Source organism: Helicobacter didelphidarum, assembly GCF_003364195.1.
GTDB lineage: Bacteria > Campylobacterota > Campylobacteria > Campylobacterales > Helicobacteraceae > Helicobacter_A > Helicobacter_A didelphidarum.
The window spans coordinates 263,449-287,967 of the sequence record NZ_NXLQ01000001.1; the positions used below are offsets into that span (position 1 = coordinate 263,449).

General features: G+C 32.0%; 20 protein-coding genes and 1 tRNA gene. 16 read left to right on the forward strand and 5 right to left on the reverse strand.

From position 1 onward, the window contains the following. Positions 1-40: 40 nt before the first annotated feature. The 9 genes from ppsA to CQA53_RS01100 all read left to right on the forward strand — a co-directional run bounded on the left by ppsA (position 41) and on the right by CQA53_RS01100 (position 11,218). Positions 41-2,464 (forward strand): pyruvate, water dikinase, encoded by a 2,424-nt coding sequence (gene ppsA / locus CQA53_RS01060; protein ID WP_115542151.1) that lies wholly within the window; start codon positions 41-43, stop codon positions 2,462-2,464. A gap of 168 nt (positions 2,465-2,632) precedes the next feature. Then, positions 2,633-3,289, forward strand: a complete 657-nt coding sequence (locus CQA53_RS01065; RefSeq protein ID WP_245945559.1) for a UPF0323 family lipoprotein — start codon at positions 2,633-2,635, stop codon at positions 3,287-3,289. Positions 3,290-3,631: 342 nt separating this feature from the next. Then, a complete protein-coding gene (locus CQA53_RS01070) occupies positions 3,632-4,561 on the forward strand; it encodes a ribose-phosphate pyrophosphokinase (protein WP_115542152.1) in 930 nt (309 codons plus the stop codon). Positions 4,562-4,955: 394 nt separating this feature from the next. Beyond that, positions 4,956-5,990 carry a ribonucleotide-diphosphate reductase subunit beta gene (locus CQA53_RS01075; protein ID WP_115542153.1) on the forward strand — a complete coding sequence of 345 codons (1,035 nt, stop codon included), beginning with the start codon at positions 4,956-4,958 and terminating at the stop codon, positions 5,988-5,990. Then, on the forward strand, positions 5,980-6,708 hold the full coding sequence (locus CQA53_RS01080; RefSeq protein ID WP_181882302.1) for a carbon-nitrogen hydrolase family protein: 729 nt from the start codon (positions 5,980-5,982) through the stop codon (positions 6,706-6,708). Before CQA53_RS01075 ends, CQA53_RS01080 begins: the two co-directional genes overlap by 11 nt. Continuing rightward, positions 6,708-7,367, forward strand: a complete 660-nt coding sequence (locus CQA53_RS01085; RefSeq protein WP_115542155.1) for a protein-L-isoaspartate(D-aspartate) O-methyltransferase — start codon at positions 6,708-6,710, stop codon at positions 7,365-7,367. The genes CQA53_RS01080 and CQA53_RS01085 overlap by 1 nt, the downstream gene beginning before the upstream one ends. A gap of 288 nt (positions 7,368-7,655) precedes the next feature. Beyond that, positions 7,656-8,882 carry a TolC family protein gene (locus tag CQA53_RS01090; RefSeq protein WP_181882303.1) on the forward strand — a complete coding sequence of 409 codons (1,227 nt, stop codon included), beginning with the start codon at positions 7,656-7,658 and terminating at the stop codon, positions 8,880-8,882. A gap of 568 nt (positions 8,883-9,450) precedes the next feature. Continuing rightward, positions 9,451-10,443: a DNA (cytosine-5-)-methyltransferase gene (gene dcm / locus CQA53_RS01095; RefSeq protein WP_115542157.1), complete on the forward strand. Its 993-nt coding sequence runs from the start codon at positions 9,451-9,453 to the stop codon at positions 10,441-10,443. Beyond that, complete coding sequence (locus CQA53_RS01100; protein ID WP_115542158.1) at positions 10,436-11,218, forward strand: PDDEXK family nuclease; 783 nt, start codon at positions 10,436-10,438, stop codon at positions 11,216-11,218. Before dcm ends, CQA53_RS01100 begins: the two co-directional genes overlap by 8 nt. 502 nt (positions 11,219-11,720) lie before the next feature. On the opposite strand, the gene CQA53_RS01105 is transcribed toward CQA53_RS01100, so the two are convergent. Both CQA53_RS01105 and CQA53_RS01110 read right to left on the reverse strand, forming a co-directional pair. Then, on the reverse strand, positions 11,721-13,130 hold the full coding sequence (locus tag CQA53_RS01105) for a UDP-glucose dehydrogenase family protein (protein ID WP_115542159.1): 1,410 nt from the start codon (positions 13,128-13,130) through the stop codon (positions 11,721-11,723). 167 nt (positions 13,131-13,297) lie between these two features. Beyond that, positions 13,298-13,975 carry a tetratricopeptide repeat protein gene (locus tag CQA53_RS01110; RefSeq protein WP_115542160.1) on the reverse strand — a complete coding sequence of 226 codons (678 nt, stop codon included), beginning with the start codon at positions 13,973-13,975 and terminating at the stop codon, positions 13,298-13,300. A gap of 233 nt (positions 13,976-14,208) precedes the next feature. Here CQA53_RS01110 and ileS point away from each other — a divergent pair, with 233 nt between their 5' ends. After that, entirely contained in the window at positions 14,209-17,028 is a 2,820-nt protein-coding gene (ileS, locus tag CQA53_RS01115; RefSeq protein WP_115542161.1) for an isoleucine--tRNA ligase, read from the forward strand. 213 nt (positions 17,029-17,241) lie between these two features. On the opposite strand, the gene CQA53_RS01120 is transcribed toward ileS, so the two are convergent. Continuing rightward, positions 17,242-17,727, reverse strand: a complete 486-nt coding sequence (locus CQA53_RS01120; RefSeq protein WP_115542162.1) for a hypothetical protein — start codon at positions 17,725-17,727, stop codon at positions 17,242-17,244. Between the two features lie 291 nt (positions 17,728-18,018). Here CQA53_RS01120 and CQA53_RS01125 point away from each other — a divergent pair, with 291 nt between their 5' ends. The 4 genes from CQA53_RS01125 (at position 18,019) to CQA53_RS01140 (ending at position 21,862) form a co-directional block, all read left to right on the forward strand. Beyond that, positions 18,019-19,821, forward strand: a complete 1,803-nt coding sequence (locus CQA53_RS01125) for a flagellar hook-basal body complex protein (RefSeq protein ID WP_115542163.1) — start codon at positions 18,019-18,021, stop codon at positions 19,819-19,821. A 205-nt stretch (positions 19,822-20,026) separates the two neighbouring features. Beyond that, complete coding sequence (locus CQA53_RS01130) at positions 20,027-20,272, forward strand: NifU family protein (protein WP_115542164.1); 246 nt, start codon at positions 20,027-20,029, stop codon at positions 20,270-20,272. A 370-nt stretch (positions 20,273-20,642) separates the two neighbouring features. Beyond that, entirely contained in the window at positions 20,643-21,086 is a 444-nt protein-coding gene (locus CQA53_RS01135) for a hypothetical protein (RefSeq protein WP_115542165.1), read from the forward strand. 2 nt (positions 21,087-21,088) lie between these two features. Beyond that, complete coding sequence (locus CQA53_RS01140; RefSeq protein WP_115542166.1) at positions 21,089-21,862, forward strand: RsmE family RNA methyltransferase; 774 nt, start codon at positions 21,089-21,091, stop codon at positions 21,860-21,862. A 384-nt stretch (positions 21,863-22,246) separates the two neighbouring features. Here CQA53_RS01140 and CQA53_RS01145 read toward each other — a convergent pair whose 3' ends face one another. Then, on the reverse strand, positions 22,247-22,606 hold the full coding sequence (locus CQA53_RS01145) for a rhodanese-like domain-containing protein (RefSeq protein ID WP_115542167.1): 360 nt from the start codon (positions 22,604-22,606) through the stop codon (positions 22,247-22,249). 121 nt (positions 22,607-22,727) lie between these two features. Continuing rightward, positions 22,728-23,759, reverse strand: a complete 1,032-nt coding sequence (locus tag CQA53_RS01150; RefSeq protein WP_115542168.1) for an aspartate-semialdehyde dehydrogenase — start codon at positions 23,757-23,759, stop codon at positions 22,728-22,730. A gap of 195 nt (positions 23,760-23,954) precedes the next feature. Here CQA53_RS01150 and CQA53_RS01155 point away from each other — a divergent pair. Both CQA53_RS01155 and CQA53_RS01160 read left to right on the forward strand, forming a co-directional pair. Further along, positions 23,955-24,031, forward strand: a tRNA-Pro gene (locus CQA53_RS01155). A gap of 217 nt (positions 24,032-24,248) precedes the next feature. Then, the gene (locus CQA53_RS01160; RefSeq protein WP_115542169.1) at positions 24,249-24,494 is read left to right on the forward strand and encodes a hypothetical protein; all 246 of its coding nucleotides are present in this window, start codon (positions 24,249-24,251) and stop codon (positions 24,492-24,494) included. The last annotated feature ends 25 nt before the right edge of the window (positions 24,495-24,519 follow it).

The window sequence follows — 24,519 nt, forward strand, 5'->3', positions numbered from 1 at the left end:
TATTATAACCTTAATTTTTAGAATGGAGTGATAAAACGCGATGAAGTATATAAGATTCTTTGAGGAACTCAATAATAAAGATGTTCCGCTTGTGGGCGGTAAGAACGCAAGTATTGGTGAAATGTTTAAGGAATTAGAAGCAGTTGGTATTAAAGTGCCTTATGGTTTTGCTATTACTAGTGAAGCATATTGGTATCTTTTGCGAAGTGGCGGTATTGAACAAAGGATCAAAGATCTTTTAAAAGATGTAGATTATACAGAAATGGATGTATTACGCAATAGATGTAGTGAAATCCGTAAGCTGATTTTTAGCACACCATTACCGGCGGATTTAAAGCAAGAGATTTTTGATGCGTATGATAAATTAAGTGCGTATTATCAAATGGAAGAGGCAGATGTGGCTGTAAGAAGTTCAGCTACTGCTGAAGATTTACCAGATGCTAGTTTTGCTGGACAACAAGATACTTATCTTAGCGTAAAAGGGAAAGAGAGATTGGTGCATTATATTAAATCTTGCTTTGCGTCTCTCTTTACACATCGTGCAACAAGTTATCGTTCTAGTAAGGGTTTTGATCATTTCAAAGTCGCTCTTAGCGTTGGGGTGCAAAAAATGGTTCGTGCTGATAAGGGTGCTGCTGGTGTTATGTTTAGTATTGATACAGAAACAGGTTTTAGAGATGCTGTTTTTATCACTTCATCTTGGGGACTCGGGGAAAATGTTGTTGGTGGCACTGTGAATCCAGATGAATTTTATGTATTTAAGCCAACTTTAGAACAGGGTAAAAGACCTATTATCAAAAGAAAATTGGGGACAAAAGATGTAAAAATGGTTTATGCTCCAGCAGGAAGTGAAAAACCTACGATGAATGTAAAAACAACATATCATGAAATGGAAACTTTTTCAATTACTGATGAAGATGTTTTAACGCTTGCTAGATATGCTATTTTGATAGAGAAGCATTATACAAAAGAGGCAGGAGAATACCGCCCAATGGATATGGAATGGGCAAAAGATGGGCAGAGTGGAGACATATTTATCGTTCAATCTCGCCCTGAAACAGTGCAAAGCCAACGAAGTAAAAGTGGTGCAAAAATTGAAAAATTCCATTTTAAAGAATTAGAACCAGAAACACCACGAGAAATTGTCTTGAAAGGTATGGCAATTGGCACAAAGATAGGAAATGGAAAAGTAAGGATTATTAACGACATAGAGCATATGAACACTTTTAAGGCAGGTGAAATTCTTGTTACAGATAATACTGACCCAGATTGGGAGCCAGTCATGAAAAAAGCTGCAGCAGTTATTACAAATCGTGGTGGTCGCACATGTCATGCTGCAATTGTTGCTCGAGAAATTGGTGTCCCAACAATTGTTGGAGCAAATGGTGCTACAGAGAGACTTTACACAGGCATGGAAGTAACCGTATCTTGTGCTGAAGGAGAAGAAGGGCTTGTGTATGCAGGTATCCATGAATATAATGTTGAAACGGTTTCCTTGGATCATCTTGGTAAAACAAAGACGAATATATATATGAATGTTGGAGATCCAGCAAAAGCGTTTGGTTTTTCTTTTATCCCTAATAATGGTGTTGGATTAGCTCGTATGGAACATATTATTCTTCACCAAATTGTAGCACACCCACTTGCCTTGCTAGATTTACAAAATGATAAAACAATACATAATCAAGATGAGGTCGTAAAGCTTATAAATGGTTATGATAGTCCTAAGGACTTTTTCATTAAAAAAATTGCCGAGGGAATGGGTATGATAGCAGCCGCATTTTATCCAAATACAGTGATTGTTCGGACAAGTGATTTTAAAAGTAATGAATATCGCGGAATGATTTCTGGGGAGCATTATGAACCACAAGAAGAAAATCCAATGCTTGGGTATCGTGGTGCAAGTAGATATTATTCTGAACAATATCGTGCTGCATTTGAATGGGAGTGTCAGGCATTGGCGATGGTGCGAGATGATATGGGTTTAACAAATATGAAGATTATGATTCCATTCTTACGCACTCCCGAAGAAGGAAAAAGAGTGCTTGAGATTATGCGAAAGAATGGTTTAGAACAAGGCAAGAATGGTTTAGAAATTTATGTTATGTGTGAGCTACCTTCAAATATTATTTTAGCTGATGAGTTTTTATCTATGTTTGATGGTTATTCTATTGGTTCGAATGATTTGACACAGCTTACTTTGGGTGTTGATAGAGATGGGGATTTGGTAAGCCATGTTTTTGACGAGCGAAATCCTGCTATGCTTGAAATGTTTAGGCAAGCTATTCAAGCATGTAAAAAACATAATAAATATTGTGGTATTTGCGGACAAGCTCCAAGTGACTATCCAGAAATAGCAGAATTTTTAGTGAAAGAAGGAATCACTTCAATTTCTCTTAATCCAGATTCGGTTGTGAAAACTTGGGAATGTATTGAAAAAATTGAAAAAGAATTAAATAAATAGCACCTTGCAATATAAATAAAGTCATATATTTTCTTTCTTTGATAGAAAATAGTATATGATTGTAATATTATAATTTCAATTTCAAATATTCTGTATCAGAATCATGGAATAGAGAATTTTTCTTAATTTATTTTTATAATTTTGAATTTTAAAGTCGAGGATATAAATATGTTGAAGAATTTGCAGAAGATAAAAAGAATGCAACAAGAAGAATCAAATGAAATAAAACACAAAAATTATTTGCGTAAAATTTCTGATATTGCTATACTGGGTGGTATGAGTGCTGTACTCATAACGGGTTTATTGGGTTGTGATAGTGGCAACACAACGAATGCCCAAGAAATGAGCAAAAAACAGGGTGTTGTTGTTACACTTGAAGAACAATCAGATGGAAGTTATCAGATTCTTAGTGAGACACCGAGTCCCGATGGCGATACGACAATTATTGTAAAAGATTTGAATGGCGAAAAAAGAATTCTAAGTAAGGAAGAAGTTGATAATCTTGTTGCTGAAGAAGCAAAAAAAATTGATGCTGGAACAAGCACACTTACAAGTGATAGCGGTGGTGGTCTTGGTATTGGAGGTGCTATTCTTGCAAGTGCTGCTGGTGCGTTAATCGGAAGCTATATTGGAAATAAACTTTTTAATAATTCAAACTTTAAGGCAAATCAACAACGCGGTTATAGTTCGCCATCAGCTTATCAACGATCACAAAATATGGCTACCAATAGACCTGCTAGCACAACTACAAGGGCAACTGCTGCACCATCGAATGCAAAGAGTGGATTTTTTGGTGGTGGTTCAAATACAACGAGTTCATCATAGCAAATAGTATTGTAATATTTTCTGAATATACAATAAGGAACACACAGATAGTTTTGTAGTAATCTCTAAAATTATTAAAAGTTTGTCATGGCGTTTTTAATTTATATCTATACATAAAATATTTTTGATAATTGGATAAAATGTGACATACATTAATAAGGAGATTGTTTTCATTTTTCAATAAAGATTAAAACGATTAGAGTTGAAGGTATTTTCAAGGGTAAATTATAACTTGTAAAAAAGCTTACAATATTATGTAATTAACCAAAATATTACTTTCTATGTGTTCTGTATTTCTAAAATATGTCATCTTATGAATATATGTTATAAAAAAGGAGTGTAATGAAAGGTTTTAAGATATTTACTGGTAATGCCCATCCTGAATTTAGTAGAGAATTAGCCCATCATCTTGACTGCACTTTGTCAAAGGCGATATTAACTCGTTTTAGTGATGGAGAAATAAATGTTCAAATTAGTGAATCTGTGCGTGGAAAAGATGTTTTTATCGTGCAACCTACCTGTGCCCCAACTAATGACAATCTCATGGAGCTACTTATCATGGCAGATGCTTTTCGTCGTAGCAGTGCAAGTTCTATTAATGCTGTGATTCCATATTTTGGTTATGCAAGGCAAGATAGAAAAGCAGCACCAAGGGTGCCTATTACTGCAAAACTTGTGGCAAATTTGATGCAAAGTGCAGGAATCCATCGTATTATTACGATGGATTTACATGCTGGACAAATTCAAGGCTTTTTCGATGTGCCAGTAGATAACCTTTATGGTGCAATTATTTTCAGAGATTATGTGCGTCATAAGAATCTACCAAATCCTATTATAGCAAGTCCAGATATTGGTGGTGTGGCACGAGCACGATATTTCGCTAATCAATTAGGACTTGATTTAGTAATTGTAGATAAAAAGCGGGAAAGAGCGAATGTGAGTGAGGTAATGAACATTATTGGTGATGTGCGTGGGAAAGATGTCATTCTTATTGATGATATGATTGATACTGCTGGGACTATGTGTAAGGCTGCACAAGTTTTAAAGGAACATGGTGCAAGTAGTGTTATGGCAGTGGGAACACATCCTGTTTTAAGTGGTCAAGCATATAAACGTATTGATGAAAGTGTGCTTGATGAAGTCATATTAAGTAATTCTATCCCGCTTAAAGATAGTAGCTCAAAAATTAAGATTCTATCGGTTGCACCATTATTTGCAGAAGTTGTTCGTAGAATTTATCACAATGAAAGCGTAAATTCATTATTCATATAAAAACTTGATTGCAATATTTTAAGCATTAAGATTTTTACAGATAGAATAAAAATTTTTAATTGTTGGGAGTATTATTATATGGTAGTAAGGATAAAATAAATCAATGTGATCTTTTATTCTTTTTTAAGAAAAGTTTTAACATTGAATCACTATAATTATATTTTTACAATTAAACAATAATAGCGTTTTTATTGATTGAAAAGTGTTTTCTCAAAATCTGCAACTGAGTAAATAATTACTACTTCAAATTAAGAAAGTTAATAGAGATTAAAACCTAATCTGAATTTATGAATATATATTTTGCTCCAATAAAATGTATATTCAAAATCACATAAATAAGATTCTGGAATGGAACTTTATTTATATGATTTTGAACTATTGAAAGGATATATTTATGCATGATAAACAAATTCTAAGAAAAGAAATATATAATCCTCTCTCAAATGAGAGTGTGAATGAAAGACGTATTTTTGGGGGAAATCCAACTGCAATGTTTGAACTCAATAATATAAAATATACATGGGCTTATAATTTATGGAAGATTATGTTATCAAATACTTGGTTCCCAGAAGAGGTTAATATGAATCAAGATAAACGCGATTATATTATTCTAACTCCTCAAGAAAAAGAAGGGTATGATAGAGCATTAGCACAACTCATTTTTATGGATTCATTGCAGACAAATAATCTTACTGATAATATTAATCCATATATTACTTGCACAGAAATCAACCTCTTACTTGTCCGTCAAGCCTATGAAGAATCTTTACATGCACAAAGTTATGCTGTTATGGTTGATTCTATTTCTGCGAATACTGAAGAGATTTATAATATGTGGCGAAAAGATAAACATTTAAAAGAAAAAAATGATTATATAGCAAATGTATATATCGATCTTGCACGATCTCCCACAGAGACAAATCTTATAAAGGCTATGTATGCCAATCAAATTTTAGAGGGTATTTATTTTTATAGTGGTTTTAGTTTTTTTTACACTCTTGCAAAAAGTGGGAAAATGTTAAGCAGTGCACAAATGATACGTTTTATACAACGAGATGAAATCACACATTTAAATATTTTTCAAAACATGATTGTTACTTTGCAGAAAGAAAGACCTGATTTATTTACAGCACAATTACAAGAAGAAGTGATTGAAATGTTCCGGCAAGCTGTGGATATAGAATCAAGCTGGGGAGAATATATTACACAAGGACAGATTCTGGGACTTACATCGCAAATTATTCGTGATTATATTGAATATTTGGCAGACAAACGATTAAAAGCAGTGAATCTCCCAGCAATCTATCGAAAAAAACACCCAATACAATGGGTAGAAGATTATGCAAAATTCAATGATCAACGCACGAACTTTTTTGAAGCAAAAGTTACAAACTACTCAAAAGGGGGTCTAAATTTTGATGGATTTTAAAACTTTTTATAGCTTACAACTTAAAACAAGTGCAATATGGGAACAAAACCTTCAAAAACTAGAAGAGAAAATTTCTCTTTGCAAAGATAATTCTTTTATCCTTGCAAGTGAAGTATTCTTAACGGGCTTTGCCTATCAAAAAATGCAGGAAGCACATGAATTTAGTGTTATAGCTACTCGCAAATTGCAAGAAATAAGTCTCAAGAAAACTATTGGAATCACGATGATTGAAAAGATTGGACCAAGCTATGTTAATCGTTTCAAGATTTTTCATAAAGGTTGCATAAAATATACACAACAAAAGGTAAAGTTGTTTCCCATTGGTAATGAACATTTACATTTTAAAGCAGGAAAAATTGAAGATATTCAAATCTTTGATATTGATGGTGTTTCATGTGCGGTTTTAAATTGCTTTGAAATACGATTTATAGAATTATGGCAAAAAATTCAAGGAGCACAAGTGATTTTTATTCCAGCTGCATGGGGTAAAACGCGCAAGGTGCATTTTCAGACACTTACACGTGCACTTGCTATTGTAAATCAAAGTTTTGTTATTGCAAGTTCTTGTGCTGGTCATGATTACGCAAAAGGAAGTTGCATAATTACTCCCTATGGAATTGTTTATAAAAATGATTCTAAAGATATTATCGAAGCACAAGTCGATTTAAGCGAGGTAGAAAAAATGCGAACTTATATTAATACGGGAATTTCACATTAATGCAACTTCATGAAATTAAAAACATGCAAATGTTAAAAGAAATACAAGATAGCTTTGATAGTTCAATTATTGAAGCATTGCGTAAAACAGATAGAGAGTTTTTTGTACCAAATGCCATGAAACATTCTGCGTTTCACTTAAATGCCTTGCCAATGAGCGATGAACAATGGATTAGCTCCCCGCTCACTGTAGCAAAAATGACTTCATATCTTATGGCTTATGACCTTAAAGATTCTGTTGTAGAACCAGATAGTGTATTAGAAATTGGTTTAGGTAGTGGATATCAAGCTGTTGTTCTATCACATTTAATCCGCCGTGTGTTTAGTATCGAACGTATAGAATCTTTATGGCTTGAGGCACGGAAACGCATTGCTGAATTACGAATTATGAATATTAACATTAAACTTGATGATGGTATGAATGGTTGGAATGCATTTGCTCCTTATGATAGAATCCTACTATCAGCATGTGCAGAAAATATTCCTCAAGTTCTTATTAATCAGCTTAATAACAAAGGTGTATTAGTTGCTCCAATTTATCATCATGGCAAACAAGTCATTATGCGTTTTATAAAAGATGGTAATAATCTTACGACAAGTGAGATATTAGAAACCTGTGAATTTGTTCCAATTAAATCTGGTGTTACGCGTGCTAATTAGCTACTTTTCTTAAAAATTTAAAAATTTTCTAATATTTATTCTTTCTATAATCTTAATAATTACATAATAGTCTTGTAAGTATGTATTCTTGTCAAAAATAGAAAGTTATACGCAAGATTATTGTATATGCAATAATTTTTAGTCTATATTTAAAAATAAAAAATTATCATTTTCAATATAAATAAGAAATCTATATTTTTTTGGTATAATCTCGGATATTTTTTGAATTGGACAAATATGCAGAGATTTTTCTTCTATATTAAATATTTAAAAAGAAGCTATTTTTTTTTGTTATTTTCTTTTATTTTTCCTCTCCATTCGTATGCAATAACATTAAGTGAGGTTATCACTTTAGCATTAAAAAATGACTATCAATTACAGAATAAACATTATCTTTTAGAATCAAGTAAATCGACTCACAAAAGTCAATATTCTCTTTTTATTCCGAGCGTAAGTGCGGGCTATACTTACAATTATCGTGCACCACAAAATCGCCCATCATATTCCTCTAATACTCTCAATATTACAGGGCAAATGAATCTTTTTAATGGTATGCAAGATTTTTATACTTTTAAAAAATCAAAAACAAATATCAAAATGCAAGAAAATAATCTTGATTCTAATCGCAATGATATTGTGCTAAATACAAAGCTTACTTATATTAAAATCCTTGAAAATAAACAAGCTCTTAAAATTGCACAAGATTCTATAAGACTTTTAGAGACACAACTCAATCAGGCAACACAATTTTACATGCATGGAATCAGCGATAAAAGTGCTGCTTTAAGTGTTGAGGTAAATTTAGCAAATGCAAAGATTCAACTTACACAAGTGCAATTAGATCTCAATTATAATCTTGATATTTTACAAAAGCTAAGTGGGCAATTAATCGTGGCTGAATCTATGGAGGAAGTATTAGTGCAAGAAAGTATCAGTTATGATAAAAATCAACTTTTAGAAAGAATATATCAAAATAACCCACAAATGCAAACTCTTCGTCTTATAATGGAGCAAAATAATTTTGATAAAAAGATAGCTCAAGCAAAATACTATCCACAACTTAATTTTAATGCTTCGAAATATTGGTATCTCACAGGAGCGAATACTTCATTGATTAATACGGGTTTGCAATCACAAGTCCGTATTGACGCGACTTGGAATCTTTTTGATAGTTATTCAGCATTCTTTGATTCCCAAAGTGTAAAGATAAATGCTCTCGCACTCAATTCACAAATTATCGATTTACGCAAAGATATTGAAACTGAAGTTCAAAATCTCCTAAATAGTCTTAGTGTTGCAAAAGATCAGCTTAACTATGCAAAACTCGCACTTACTCAAGCCGAAGAAAATTATCGCATTGTGAGCAATCGTTATAAACAAAATATTGCAAATTATATTGAACTTCTTAATGCAGAACTTTTGCTCACAAATGCAAAAGGCTCATTGGTAACCGCACGATATGGGATAGCTACGAATGTTGCAAGGATAGAATATTTAGAAAATCAACAATTTTAATTAATAGTGAAATATTTAAAGATTTTTAGATAATCTATATGATAATAATTTGAGAATTGAAGTTTTAGTATTCTATACATACATCAGGAAAACACAATCTTTTATTCCTTAACACAATAATCTTATCAGCTCAATATTATGATGAATTTTTACATACTCATAAGATGTTTTACCATCGCTATTTTATGGTGTTTTTTGCACCTTGGTAAGAAGCTTTTTGATAAATCTTACTTCATTGAGGTCTGTGGCAAAAAGCAGGAGGTGTAAAATTATTAATATTTTCTTGCACAATATCGACATTATTCATATTTGCAAGCAAAATGTCAAAGATTCTATAATAGTTTTGGGGACTTGATTTATAATCTTCTTCTCATTGTCTCTAAAATATTTTCCAAATTTTTGTATTTCTTTGTTTTCTAGGGGTGTTTATTTTATCTTTTTGTTGTGTGGTTGCTATACAAATTTATTGTGTCAATACTTTATAATTCCCTCATTTCTTTCAAACTCAAGAAAAAACGCGATATAATACATAATTATTGATTACAATTTTGATTTTAGGGATCTCAACTTGACTTTTATAGATTTTTGTAGTGGCATTGGTGGTGGGCGACTAGGATTAGAACTCAATGGCTTTCAATGTCTTGGGTTTAGCGAGATTGACAAAGAAGCAATTAAGACTTATAAAAGCTTTTTTGACACAACCAATGAGCTAGAATTAGGGGACTTGACAAATATTAATCCATATAATTTACCTGATTTTGATTTGCTTATTTCTGGATTCCCTTGTCAAACTTTTAGTATTGTGGGTAAAAGAGAGGGGCTAGAGAATTTGGATAAAGGACAAATAATTTTTTATTTAAGCAAGATCCTAGCAATTAAGCAACCAAGTTATTTTATCCTCGAAAATGTCAAAGGCTTAATCAATCACAATAAAGGTAAAACGCTCAAAATAATATTAGAATTATTAGAATCTTGTGGCTATAATATCTCCTATCAACTCTTAAATACTTTAGATTTTGATTTACCACAGAGTAGAGAAAGAGTATATTTTGTTGGAATAAGAAAAGATTTGGGAATTAAATTCTCTTTCGAAACAAAAATTTTTCAAGATTCTAAGATACAAATAAAAGATTTTTTAAATCCAAGCAATGAAAATATATTTGATAATAATGTAGAATCTTATAAGACTTTTTTAAAATATATTAATAATAAATATAATATTAATCGAATTAATTTAGATGAACTCTTAAAATATGATTTTTTAATCATTGATACGAGGCAAAGTGATTTAAGAATCTATAAAAATAAAATTCCAACGCTAAGAAGAGATAGGCAAGGTTTGCTTTATGTGTTTAATGGGGTTCTTTATAAGTTAAGTGCTTTAGAGGCTTTAGCATTGCAGGGATTTAATAAATTACCAAATTTACAAAATAAAATTAAAAGTCTTAAAACAAGTGATATTTTAAGACAAGCCGGAAATGCTATGAGTGTAAATGTGATAGAAGATATTGCGAGTAATATTTTAAAAATGATAACTAAAAAAGATGTGTCTAATGGATAAGGTAGAACTTGGTTCAAAAACCGCTAAAGATGGTTTTAGAAATGAAAATTTTGTAATCAATACTTTTAATGATTGGGAAAATAATAATTTAGCAAAAGAATGGCTAGAATCTATGGGCTATAATTTAAAAGAAATTGAGAGTGTAAAAGCAGAAAAAATAAAAGGAAGTTTCAAAGCAGATATACAAGTTGTAGTGAATGTAGCTGTAAAACTTAAGAAGCTTCAAGATGTCCAAAATATTCAAGTGAAGCTTGTATCAAATCCACAAGGTTTTAATCAAATTGATAAACGATATTTAAAATCTTATGTAGAATTATGGAAAATTCCTGATGATATTTTAGAGATTTTACGATATTTTGTAGGTGAAAATTGCCCAAAGATTCTTAATCCAAGAGATAAGCGAAGAATGTTTTTTAATGAATTTAGCCAAATAGAACAAAATAAAATTTTACAATTTTTTACAGAAAATAAAACTATGATACTCAATGATATTCTAAAAGGTAGAGGACAGTTTGCTAGTGAGTGGTTTTTAGTAATTTTAAAGATTAAGGATAACAATCTTAAGTGGATTTTAAAATCAATCAATGAAGTAATAAATTTTTATGATGGAAAAGTAGCTTTTTCTCCTCATGGGAGTTTAAAAATTGGTAAAATTACAATGCAGAGAAAAGGGGGTAATGGAGGTAGAGAAAGTGCTAAGATGTTGCAATTTAAAATCAACCCATGTGAGTTATTCAATTGTTGTCAATTTGAATCATGTATAAAAACTCACTAAATATCTCCAAATTATAAATTCTCTAGAAAGGCAATATTATTGGGTGGTAAAGGAGAAATGACTTAGGGGTAAGTTTGTTGGGTATTATATAATCTATTTCTTTATCTTGCCTGTTTAAGCTTAGCTGACAAGAGTATATAAGTAAGCATTTGGATAGAACTATCACAAAAAATGTATAAAGTTTTAAATTCTTGTTAAGGGAACTAAATATCTTATAGAGAGATTGAATTTCCTTGTTTTGATTGTATTAAAAGGGGTAAAAATAGGGAAATTAAATCTAAATCCAAAATTACTTAAACACAACAGGTAATCCATCTGGTGGTGGCGGTGGGACACCAAATGGAAATAATATTGTTTTAATTATTATTTAAACAGCAAAGAACTTATAGCAAGAGCTATGAGAGATTCTTAAAATATTCAATATAGCACAATTTTGCAACAAGATTCTATTATATGGAATCTTGTTGGATATAAGATTCCATAAACATTTTTATTTATTTCTTCATTCCCTCACGCCAATTTGATAGTATTCAAAGCCTTTAGATTGGAGATTGTGATGTTGATAGATATTGCGCCCATCAAAGATTATGGGGGCATTTAAACTTTTAGCGATTTCATCAAAATCAGGACTTCTAAACTCACGCCATTCAGTAACGATGATAAGTGCCTCTGCACCTTTGAGTGTGGCATATTTGCTCTCTTTGAGGCTTATAGATTCTAAACAATCCGCTAGATAGAATCGAGCCTGTTCACTTGCCTTTGGGTCATAGGCATTGACTTTACCACCGCGTTTGATAATCTCACGAATAAGCACAAGAGAGCTTGCCTCACGCATATCATCTGTTTCTGGCTTGAAGCTAAGTCCCCATATTGCAAAACTTTTGCCACTTAGATTGTCTCCAAATCGCCTTACAATTTTTTCTACCAAAAGCATTTTTTGTGCTTCATTCACATTTTGCACAGCATTGAGGATTTTTGCTTCATAGCCACAATCGCGTGCGGTTTTTTCCAATGCTCGCACATCTTTAGGGAAGCAACTCCCGCCATAGCCACAGCCCGGATAGATGAAGCTATATCCAATCCGAGAATCCGCACCAATGCCTAGTCGCACATCATTGATATTTGCCCCCACGCATTCGCAAATTCTACTCATCTCATTGATAAAGCTAATCTTTGTTGCAAGCATTGCGTTTGCTGCGTATTTTGTCATCTCCGCAGATTCTATCCCCATAGGTATGAGCCTATCGGTTTTAAGCAAAAATGGTGCGTATAATGCCTTCATCGCCTCAAGGGCGCGTTTAGAATCTGTGCCTATCACCACTCTATCAGGACTCATAAAGTCCTTTATCGCCACGCCCTCTTTGAGAAACTCCGGATTGCTCACCACATCAAAGGCGATTTTGCGTTTATGTGGCAAGTGAGATTCTATCTTTTGAGAATCTTTAGAATCTCGCTCCACATCATCTCCACGCAATCCGATTATATCGCGTTTGGTGAGGCTAGATTCTATCATCTCTCGCACTTTTTGCGCACTCCCCACAGGCACGGTGGACTTATCGACAACTACGACATATTCTCGCTCGATATACTCACCAATGTCCTTTGCTACCGCTTCGACATAGCGTAAATCCGCACTCCCATCATCGCCCATAGGTGTGCCAACGGCGATGAATATCACTTCAGCTTCGCGTAATGCTACCGCCTTGTCGGTGGTAAAAGCAAGATTTTTCGCCTTTGTGTTGTCTAGCACCATAGATTCTAAGCCGGGTTCGTATATGGGGATTATTCCCTTTTTGAGATTGTCTATCTTTTTGGTATCGACATCAAGACAGATGACGCGATTCCCCATCTGTGCGAAACACACTCCAGCCACCAACCCGACATAACCGCTACCAATTACAACAACTTGCATCTTACCTCCTTGTATATTCATATTTTATATTTTTGTAGCAAAAGCTATTTTGTTAAATTATATCAAGAAAGTTATGAAAACTTAATAAATAAATTTATTTTTATAAGGAATAAAGTTTTACCTCTATGTAAAAAATAAAATATAATAAGGTGTTATTCTATACCAAACTATTCTGTGGCTTGCTCTTTATGTAGCTCTTCGTCTTGTGATACATCTTTTTCATAAGTATATTCATCATGAAGGTTACAAGCTTGATTATTCCCTAACTCACAGGCTTTTTGTAAATATCTTGTCGCAGTTTCTCTATTTTTAAAAACACCATTCCCATTGTAATACGCTAAACCTAAATGTAAGCAACCAATCCCCTCATGCTTTTCGCAAACTTTTTTATATAAAATATTTGCCATTTCATAACTATGCCGCACACCTAAACCATCATAGTAGAGCATAGCGAGATTAAAACAACCCCCCATATTATTTCTTTCACATGCAAGTTTATAATATTTTTTTGCTTTTTTGTAATTATTTAATCGCTGATAACTAAAACCTAATTTATTGCACCCCTCAATATGATTATTATTGCAGGCTTTTTGTAAATATGGGAGAGATTGGGTGTAATTTTGCACTTGTGCATAGAGCCAACCGCTAAATTCACACTCGGTTCTAACATTACATTGTTGCACACTTGGAATCCCACTATTCAACAAAAATTCACAAGATTCTAAATGAAAATTCGCACACTCTACAATCGCTTTCTTTCTTTTTGTCTCATCTAAGGTATCAGAATCCATTCCAAAAGAATAATAACAAGAACATATTAAAAAAAATAGTCTATAAACTTTCATCAAATTGTCCCGCTGCATTTTTCTGTAAAAGTAATTTTATCAAAAGAATTAAGCGATTAAAAATAAAATTTACTTTAAATCTCTAAATATATGTCATGGTGATTACGAAAAATAAAATTTTGGATTATATATTGCATATTTTATGTATTTTTTTCGTTAAAATACGCTTTAATCAGCAAAATAAGTTGAAAGAGTATTTGAAATAATTTATATAACTTCTTATAAGGAAAATTATGGAAAAGGATTATAAAAAAACACTTATCTTACCACAGACAAATTTCCCAATGAAAGGTAATCTCCCACAAAAAGAACCTCCAAGATATAAAGCATGGAAAGATTTTGCTTACATGCAAATGAGTAAAAAAAGAAATACAGAATCTCACAATGCCAATGCTTACAATATGCAATTTACTCTGCATGATGGACCACCTTATGCTAATGGGCATTTACATGTAGGACATGCACTCAATAAGATTCTAAAAGATTTTATTATCAAATATCATTATTTTACTGGGAAACAAGTATTTTATACGCCCGGGTGGGATTGTCATGGTTTGCCAATAGAACAACAAGTATCAAGTACATTTGAGGCACAAAATATTACTCCAACAACATTACAAACGCGTCAAGCCTGTCGCGAACATGCAGAAAAATTTGTTTCTATTCAAAAAGATGAATTTTTGGCAATGGGTGTTATTGGCGATTTTGATAATCCATATAAAACAATGAAATATACATTTGAAGCTAATATTTATCGTGCTTTGGTAAGAATTGCAGAAAATGGAATCCTTACACAAAGAAGTAAACCAATCTTTTGGAGTTGGGCAGCAAAAAGTGCTTTAGCAGAAGCTGAAGTTGAATATAAAGATAAAAAGTCAGATTCTATTTTTGTTCAATTTAAATTACATGGAGATGCTTTAAAAGCCTTGCAATTAGAATCTTATCAAACAACGCATTCTCCTTTTATGGTTATATGGACAACAACACCATGGACACTTCCTAGCAATGTAGCCATAGCATTGAAGCCAAAAGAACAATATGTGCTTACATCAAATGGTGCAATTGTGGCACAAAGACTTTATGAATCCCTTAAAAATAGGGGGCTTATACAAGGTGAAATTCTTACGACAATCAAAGCGGAATCCTTTGAACATCTCAAAGCGATTAATCCACTCAATAACAGAGAATCTTTACTTATTCTTGCAGAATATGTGAGTATGGAAGATGGCACAGGAATGGTGCATAATGCACCCGGACACGGTGAAGATGATTATTTTGCATGTTTAAAATATAATCTGCCAGTAATTATGCCTGTTGATGATGCTGGATTATTTGATGATAGTCTTGTGAAGCAAGGGCTTTTTCCACAAGAAATAGTAACAGAATTTGTTGGTATGCATATCTTTAAGGCACAAAAAAGAATTATAGAGATTCTTAAAGATGTGAAAGCTTTACTTTATCACGAAGAAATTACGCATTCTTATCCACATTGTTGGCGGACAAATAAACCTGTTATATTTCGTGCAACAAAACAATGGTTTATTCTTATGGATAAGCCATATCATGACAATAAAACATTGCGTGAGGTAGCTTTAGAAGAGATTGAAAAGACAAGATTTTATCCTGAAAATGGAATCAATAGAATTAAAACAATGGTTCAAAATCGTCCTGATTGGTGTATCTCAAGACAAAGAGATTGGGGTGTGCCTATTGCTTTCTTTCTTGATAAAGAGAGTGGAGAACCTTTGCTAGATTCTGTGGTTACGACACACATTGCTGATTTATTTGAAAAACATGGTTGTGATATATGGTGGGAGAAAGAAATAGAAGATTTATTACCACAATTTTATAAAAATAAAGCACAAAATTACACAAAGAATATGCATATTTTAGATGTGTGGTTTGATAGTGGTAGCACTTGGTTTGCGGTTTTAGAATCTAAAGATTATAACGCAGGATATTATCCAAGCTCTATGTATTTAGAAGGAAGCGACCAACATAGAGGTTGGTTCCAAAGTTCTCTTTTGGTAAGTTGTGCTATTAATAAAAAAGCTCCATTTCATAGTATTGTAACACATGGATTCACTATTGATGATAAAAGCGAGAAAATGGCTAAAAGTAAAGGAAATGTCCTTGCTCCAAATAAGATTATTACAGAATATGGTAGCGAAATCCTGCGTTTATGGGTAGCTTTAAGTGATTATAAAAATGATGTGCAGATTTCACAAAATATTCTTAAACAAGTGAGCGAAAATTACTTAAAGATTCGTAACACCATTCGCTTTTTACTTGCAAACACACAAGGCTTACAGAAGCTTGATTTTGAACATTTAAGCATGATTGATATATGGGTATTGCATGAGGCACAAAAGGTATTTAGGGAAATTGATAGGCTTTTTGGTGATTATGATTTTTCAAAAGGTTTTCAGATTCTCAATAGCTTTATCACAGCAACTTTGAGCGGAATCTATCTTGACATTTGTAAGGATAGCCTCTATTGTGATAGTCTTGTTTCACCCAAACGCATTGCAATACAAAGTGTCTTTGCACTCATTGCAAATAGAATCTTGCATATTCTTGCACCATTTCTCACTTACACAATTGATGAAGCTATAGAGTATGCCAATGAAACGATAAAAGGAAACGCAAAAAATGTTTTTGAGTTACAGAAAATTGATTTTCCAAATTTAGAATCTTATAATATTCAGCTCAATGACTTTGTAATATTTTTAGAGTTACGAAGATTGTTTAACGAAAATATTGATAGGCTTAAAAAAGAAAAAGTTATTAAATCAAGTCTTGAGTTAGAATTGGTAATTCCTGAAAATTTTAAGAATCATGTAAAATTAATAGAAGATTTTTTGATGGTAAGTGTATGTAAAGTTGGTGATACAAATTCATTTGATTCCAATGATTTATTCTTTAATTTATGTATCGATGAAAATACTTTCATTGTATATAAATCAAATAATCATAAATGTCCTCGTTGTTGGCAGTTTAAGGCTAATAATCAAGATAGTCTTTGTCATCGTTGTCAAGAAGTTTTAGGATAACTAATATTGAACCTTTCTAAAAAGATATAGAGAAGAGTTTAGTGTCTTTCTATTTATGAATATATTCTATATATGAATGTTATTTAACTCTCATGATATGATGAATTTTAGAGTAAAATATTGGAAAGTACATACTGTGAAAGAGTAAGAATTCCCCTTATATTTTAAAAAATTCTTACACGATAATAGCTATAATGCTATTTTTTACAAAAGCTATTTTTGTCCGCAGTCATACAGATCGCCATAGATTCTATATGAAATTATATCCGCATTAGCTGGAATTGGGTCCCATGTTGTGCAGTCTACTTCAGAAATCTTTGTTTCCATTTTTTTCTTATTTGTTTCGCTTGGCACTTCTGTTTTTATGCGACATTTCATTTCTTCTTTTGCAATTGCAATCATTACTTTCTGACCCTCTTTAATAGCATAGACAGATTCGTTTTTAAGTTGATTAATTGCACCTTGTCGCATTTTTTGTTTCGTTGCACCCGAAGTATTACCAACTTCTTCATAACCTTCACTTTCACCAACAATTTTACAATTATATGGCTTACTGCTTGTAATAGTAATACCTCTTGCTTTATCATCTAATGTTGAAGGTGTAAAAGGTGGTTTTGGTTTTGGAGCTTCTGGCTTATTACCAAAACAACCACTTAATAAAATAGCTATTCCGCAAACATTATACTGCAGATAGAGCATATTTAAGATGTTTTAAAGTCATTATAAATCCTTTATCTTGTAAAATTCCCGTGTGATACGGAGAGGTGATTATACAAAAAAAACAAGTCAAGCCTACTTTTAAGATTTTTAAAATCTGATTTATAAGTATATAACTATTGTTATTTGCATGTAAGAAGTTTTTTCATTAAGGTAATTCTAATTTTGGCACATATTTTGCTAGCTAACACAAAATAACTTCACTTATTTGTGAAAGCTAGATTTATCAAGAAAGATTCTAGTAGATTTAAGGAAAGTTTTGCAGGAGGCAACATGAATGATACAATGTTAAATGCGGTCAGTGGGATTAAAACTCATCAGTTTGGGCTTGATAGCATTTCAAATAACATAGCCAATGTCAATACGACAGGATATAAAGCAAATGATCCGCAGTTTAAAACTCTCTTTTCTCGTAGCATGGATTCTCTTAATGCTTCAACGGTTACAAATAATGATTTTAGCTATGGAGTTACTGGTGGGAGCAATAATATTATTACAAAGATTGGGAATCTTAAAAAAGCAGATAGTGATACAGCAGTAGCATATACCGGAAAAGGTTGGTTTGTTGTTGGTAAAAATAAAGAGGGACAATTTGAAATTAATGATGATGATTTTAAGGTAAGCGATGAGAATTTCTTTACAAAGAATGGAGATTTTACGATAGATTCTGATGGATATTTAGTAAATTCAGAGGGATATTATCTTTATGGAGTGAATCTTGGGAAAATAAAAGACAATAGTTTTAAAGCTTCTCAGGATCCTGAAAAAGATTATAAAGAATTGGCAAAAGGGGTTATGAAGCCAATCTCTATCCCACCTCAAATTAGCTATCAACCTGTTGAAACTACAAAGGTTGATTTGTCTGTGAATCTTAATCGCACCGGAGAACTTAAAAATGTTGTTGAGGCTTATACAACAAATGGTGTTTTTAACGAAATGGGTTTTTTTAATCAAGATTTTAACGCATTGGCAAATCGTGATGGAGATATGATTCGTCCAAATAATTTTCCTAAAGCTGACCTTGAAGTAACTTTGCCCGATGGGACAATTCAAGTGTTGCATTATGAATATGGTGATGGCACATCATCTCAAGGTAAATTTCATACTATTGGGCAATTACAATATCTTATCAAACGAGATAGTGGGCTTGACTTAGAGCTAAATCGAGGACAAAATGGTGTGATTGACCCAAAAGGTGTACTTGTGTTAAAAAACAATACAAATACTCCTGTGAAAGTAAAGGTAAGCGGGAATTTTTTTGAACGACTACACATTACTGGTGAAATGGATCCAATGAACAAAAATGATTATATTGCAGGAACAAATCTTGGTGTGCCAAGCTTCACAAATACAACTGAAATTTTTGATCCAAGTGGTAAAAAATATGCCTTACGAAGCGAGTATTTTTTAGTGAATGCGGGTGATGGAGAAGGTGTGCAAAAATCTCCAGAAACATGGAATGTCCGTAGTTATATCCATGAGTTTTCTGGAAATAGAATGCTCGTGAGTTCTGAAGTAAAAGAAGGAAAGATATTTTTTAATCCACAAGGAAAGGCAGATGCAGATGATTTAAAGATTCCATTCTTAGGAGAAAAAGAAATTACACTTTCTCTTAATCGTAGCACCAATCATGTTTATACAGAATCTGGTTTAAACAATACAGAACAAGATGGCAAGAATCGTGGTGAAATGTCAAATATTAGAATCAATAATGAAGGTATTATTTCTGTTGCTTTTACTAATGGTCAAACAGAGGCGATTGGACGCGTAGGATTAGCAATGTTTGCTAATGATCAAGGTTTGCGTAAAGTTGGTGGGAATCTTTATGCATTGAATCCAACCACAGCAAATGGTGAGGTTGTGCAACAAAGTGGAAAACCAAAACTTGTATGGGGGGAGGATTCTAATCTCAAGCAAGGTAAAGTGATACAAGGGATGGTCGAGACAAGCAATGTTGATGTTGCAGATGCTTTGACTAATCTTATACTAATGCAAAGGGGTTATTCAATGAATGCTAAAGCATTTACAACTTCCGATGATTTGATTAAAGAAGCTATTGCCTTGAAACGTGCATAATTATTTTTTAAAGATTTTCTATCAATTTATCAAGTGTATTTTAGTTAAAAGATTATAAAAAGTTTTTCATAATTTTATATTTCTGCATTGAAGTTTAAATTCTTTGAATCTATATTCTTAGTAAAAATTTTATTTAAGAATGTAGATTACTGAACAATTAAAGTAAATTTTATGTATTTTGGCACAATAGAATTTAAGGAAAAATATGTTTCCATTTAGTGATGAAGAGTTATTGCAACCAGTTTTAATGAGTATTGAGAAAGTGCGTCCTATGCTTTTACGAGATGGTGGGAATATCGAAGTAGTAAAGATTCAAAATACTAAAGTGTTTGTTCGTTTAGAGGGGGCTTGTAGCGGGTGTCTGAGTCGTCATCTTACTTTAAAAAATGGTGTTGAGCAAACATTGCGTAGAGATATTCATCCTGATATTGAGGTCGTTGAAATCTTGTAAATTATTATCCGGATCTATCAGCAAAATAATGTCTATGAGGAATTTTTAAGAGAAATCAAAAGTGTGCTATCTGTTCAAGAAAATAAGATGATTTAACTCTCAATTTTCTTAAAAGGTATAATCGCAAAATAATCATTCCTTATTTTATGCTATGTAATAAAATAAATATTAATACAAAAGAATAGGGTAGTTAAATTTGTAGTGTACTAGATAAAATTATTTTTTTAAGTTTTTGTGGCAAGAAAATATGGGTATAATTATAATAAAGATGTATGGTAATAAAATAAAAAATCATAGCAAAATATAGGAATTTTGAAGATTTTTTTGTAGAATTTAGCCTTTATTTACTACAATAATGGAAAGGTGCAAGATGGATTTTGAGGAAAATTTTAGTTTCTTTTTGAGTGATGCATATACACAAGGCTCTCTTATGCATGAGATTTTCACATGTATGTTTATACTTCCTTATGTATGGTATTTGCTTGTGCTTTTTTCACATAAAACTTACCTCTCAATGAATAATAAAATATATTTTATTATGCCGATTACTTTCTTTTTGTTAAGTGTAGCTATTGTTACAGGAATATTTTTGTTATCTATGAGAGGTTTTATTTTCGATTTGCGGATTATTCTTATGATTATTGTATGTTACATTTTTCTTGCAGGAGAAATTTATCGTTTAGTCACATTAAAAAAGGCGAAGACAAGCTTGGAGGGCATGAAGAAATATACAAAATTCTGTAAAATTATGTATTTTCTATTTTTACTGCTTTATTTTATCGTAATTGGCTTCTCTAAAGCCTATAAAGGGTAATGATGCAATTCTTTTATCATAAAGATGCAGGACTACATCAAATTATGTTAGATTCCAGAGATTCTCATTATTTATTTCGGGTACGAAGATTTAAAGAAAATGGTATTTTAAAAGTCAGGAATCTTCATGATGATACATTATATTTTTATAAACATACAAAAAAATCAAATTTTATATTAGAATCTCTTTTACAAGATTCTAATCAATTTACTAAAGATTCTCAAGAACTACATTTAATTGTAGCAATGATTGATACCAAAGATATTTATGATACATTAAGTATGCTTAACGCTCTTAATGTGAGTTCATTAAATCTTTTTTATGCTGACTATTCGCAAAAAAATCGTAAAATTGACTTACAAAAAGCACAAAAAATCCTTTATTACTCATGTATGCAATGTGGTCGAAGTAATTTTATGTCAATCAATATATTTTCAGATTTATCAGATGTTTTTTGTGCTTTTGAGAAGGCATGCTATATTGATTTTGCTAGAGAATCTTTTACTATCACAAAGATTCCATTGTATAATAATCACTCATTACAAGATACAGCTATTTGTTCTTATCAGCCTCTAATGCTTGAATCACTTCCTGCGAATCTCTTGCAAGAATGTGCCAAAAATGGTATTATTATTGGTGCAGAGGGTGGTTTTAGTCCAAGAGAAAGAGCTGAAATTTTCTCAAATAAAACATGTTATAGCCTATCAACATCACACATTCTTACAGCACATTTAACAAGTATTTACATAGCAAGCTTATGTATGGCAAAGTTATAAGAACTCAATAATCTTACCCTCTGTTTGGCTGTTCGTTTAATAGTATCTTATTCAATATGCTTTTTGTGTTTTGTGGTATGAAGTAAAATATGGATATGTATTAAACACTTTATTTTTTAGAGAAAGTGGTTTCGAAAAAAAAGGGGGGGGAGGGGGAATAAATAATGTGGATTTTTAGAGTTATTATTTAATTTTGTATTTTTTACATCTCAAACTTTTCTGGTAATAAATTTTAGTATAGTTAAAGTTTAACGAATTATTATAGTATAGCACTTTTGCTACAATACAATCATTCTTTCATGTCTTATTTCAGAGATGAATGAACTCACAATGCTTTAAGTGCAATAAAGAATTGGAGTTTCATATTCCAAAGTGCCATTTATTCTAATAACTTAAATCTTTTAAACAATCTTTATTATCGCCAACAATTTCAAATTTCTCATAGAATCTTGAAAATATATCATCAAAGAAATATATATTATTGCAACCTCTTTTTACTAATTCACTTCCCATTTGGGAGGCTCTTCCACCGCGTTTGCAATGCACCAAAACCTTTTTTTCTGGGTTATCCTTTGCGAGATTGCAGATTGCATGAGGTTCTTTAATATTTGGCACTCCTTTGATTCTGGCAGCACATACTTCTTCTGGATCTCGTATATCAATAACCATATAGTTATTTAAATTCATTTCTTCAATATATACAGGCTTTGCTAAACTCTTATAATTTTTACCATATTCTTGCATGATTAATCCTTAAAATAAAATATTAGATTTATTCTAACTTGATTTGATTAATAGAGTATCAATTATGTTTATTTTCTATTAACTCTTAGGAAAATGAACTTTATGGTAACACATAGAGAATCTATTTCGATAGTGCAATCCATTTTTCTGCGATTCTTACTGCATTTGTTGCTGCACCCACACGTATCTGATCAGCAACACAAAATACATGTAAAATATGTTTATCAAAATTATCCACACGGATGCGTCCAACAAAAGTTTCATCGGTATTTGTAGCCATTATTGGCATCGGATAGTTATTTTTATTTGGTTCATCGCACACAATTACACCTTGTGAAGATTTAAGAATCTCTCTTGCACGATTGGCGTTTGCTTCTTTCTTAAATCGAATAGTTAATGTCTCGCTATGACTCCGCAAAATTGGCACACGAACACAAGTAGCCGATAGAGCAAAATCAGTGTGCATGATTTTTCTACTTTCATTGACCATTTTCATTTCTTCTTTAGTGTAGTCGTTATCAAGAAAAGTATCAATATGTGGGATAAGATTTAATGCAATTTGATGTGGAAAAGCTGAAGGTATTGTAGAATCTAACTCAAAAGCAAAAAACTTTTGCATTTGCAATACAAGTTCTTCCATACCCTTTTTACCTGCACCGCTGACGGCTTGATAAGTGCTAACATCTACGCGTTCAATTTCAAATTCACGATGTAGTGGAGCTAAAACTTGCACCATCTGAATTGTTGAACAATTTGGATTAGCAATAATTGTGGAATCTTTTTTAATATCTTCTGGATTCACCTCTGGGACAACAAGTGGAATATTTTCGTGCATACGAAAGAAGCTTGTGTTGTCAATTACGAGAGCACCTGCTTTTGTTGCACTTGAAGCATATTTTTCACTTACACTTGAACCAGCACTAAAAAAAGCTATTTCAATACCTTGTTGTGCAAAAATATCATGAGTTGTTTCAAGGATTGGATATTCTTTGCCTTTAAATGTAACTGATTTACCTACACTTCTGGAGCTTGCCAATGGCACAAGTTTTTTGAGAGGAAATTTTCTTTCTTCTAAGATTAATAATAACTCTTCGCCTACGGCACCACTTGCACCAACTATTCCTACTACATATTCTTTTTTATCGTTAGACATACAAGAACCTCATCTTTATTTTTGTGTGTATTCTAACATGTTTTTTCAAACAAAATCAATCAACAATTTCATATTCAAAGCCATTTTCTTTTGAAAATATTTACTTTCTTTAAAAAATATAGATATAATTCAATTTCGTAAGAATTTCATTAATGTTAATGAAATTTGACTTTAATATTTACCATTTCGTTATAACGGAGTATAGCGCAGCTTGATAGCGCACACCCTTGGGGTGGGTGAGGTCGTGGGTTTGAATCCCGCTACTCCGACCATTACAATTCATAATTTTTGAGTTTTAAAAATCTTATAAAATTAAATAATTAAGTGAAAAGAGTAAAGTTTTTCCGTATAATTTCAGAATCTAACACAGATCATCAAATAAAAAATAAAATCGAGATATAAAAATTATAATTATTAAAACTTGTAGAAAAGTATTACTCACATAGTCTCACTAAGATAGTTGTAAAAAATATCGAAGGATGTATAATCATGCAAAAAATCATTAATTTTATTGTATTGTTTCTATGTATTCCGCATACTGCTTTTGCATATTTAGATCCAGGTACAGGATCATTATTGCTCTCATCCATTATAGCCATTATTGCTTCAGGCATGTTTTTCTTAAAAAGTTTTTTTTATAAAGCAAAAGCTTTCTTAGATACTAATGGGGGGGGGGGGGGAAATCCCGCAATTCTCGTGGTAATATCTTTAGACAAAAAGATGCACATGGCATAGTCATTTACAATGAGGGTAAGCAATA

Excerpts from the sequence above, each read along its gene's own strand:
- CQA53_RS01160 (WP_115542169.1), top strand. The coding sequence starts at position 24,249 with ATGCAAAAAATCATTAATTTTATTGTATTGTTTCTATGTATTCCGCAT.
- CQA53_RS01070 (WP_115542152.1), top strand. The coding sequence starts at position 3,632 with ATGAAAGGTTTTAAGATATTTACTGGTAATGCCCATCCTGAATTTAGT.
- CQA53_RS01150 (WP_115542168.1), bottom strand. The coding sequence starts at position 23,759 with ATGTCTAACGATAAAAAAGAATATGTAGTAGGAATAGTTGGTGCAAGT.
- CQA53_RS01130 (WP_115542164.1), top strand. The coding sequence starts at position 20,027 with ATGTTTCCATTTAGTGATGAAGAGTTATTGCAACCAGTTTTAATGAGT.
- CQA53_RS01100 (WP_115542158.1), top strand. The coding sequence starts at position 10,436 with ATGGATAAGGTAGAACTTGGTTCAAAAACCGCTAAAGATGGTTTTAGA.
- CQA53_RS01080 (WP_181882302.1), top strand. The coding sequence starts at position 5,980 with ATGGATTTTAAAACTTTTTATAGCTTACAACTTAAAACAAGTGCAATA.
- CQA53_RS01120 (WP_115542162.1), bottom strand. The coding sequence starts at position 17,727 with ATGCTCTATCTGCAGTATAATGTTTGCGGAATAGCTATTTTATTAAGT.
- ppsA (WP_115542151.1), top strand. The coding sequence starts at position 41 with ATGAAGTATATAAGATTCTTTGAGGAACTCAATAATAAAGATGTTCCG.
- ileS (WP_115542161.1), top strand. The coding sequence starts at position 14,209 with ATGGAAAAGGATTATAAAAAAACACTTATCTTACCACAGACAAATTTC.
- CQA53_RS01135 (WP_115542165.1), top strand. The coding sequence starts at position 20,643 with ATGGATTTTGAGGAAAATTTTAGTTTCTTTTTGAGTGATGCATATACA.
- CQA53_RS01075 (WP_115542153.1), top strand. The coding sequence starts at position 4,956 with ATGCATGATAAACAAATTCTAAGAAAAGAAATATATAATCCTCTCTCA.
- CQA53_RS01085 (WP_115542155.1), top strand. The coding sequence starts at position 6,708 with ATGCAACTTCATGAAATTAAAAACATGCAAATGTTAAAAGAAATACAA.
- CQA53_RS01065 (WP_245945559.1), top strand. The coding sequence starts at position 2,633 with ATGTTGAAGAATTTGCAGAAGATAAAAAGAATGCAACAAGAAGAATCA.
- CQA53_RS01105 (WP_115542159.1), bottom strand. The coding sequence starts at position 13,130 with ATGCAAGTTGTTGTAATTGGTAGCGGTTATGTCGGGTTGGTGGCTGGA.
- CQA53_RS01125 (WP_115542163.1), top strand. The coding sequence starts at position 18,019 with ATGAATGATACAATGTTAAATGCGGTCAGTGGGATTAAAACTCATCAG.
- CQA53_RS01140 (WP_115542166.1), top strand. The coding sequence starts at position 21,089 with ATGCAATTCTTTTATCATAAAGATGCAGGACTACATCAAATTATGTTA.
- CQA53_RS01110 (WP_115542160.1), bottom strand. The coding sequence starts at position 13,975 with ATGAAAGTTTATAGACTATTTTTTTTAATATGTTCTTGTTATTATTCT.
- CQA53_RS01145 (WP_115542167.1), bottom strand. The coding sequence starts at position 22,606 with ATGCAAGAATATGGTAAAAATTATAAGAGTTTAGCAAAGCCTGTATAT.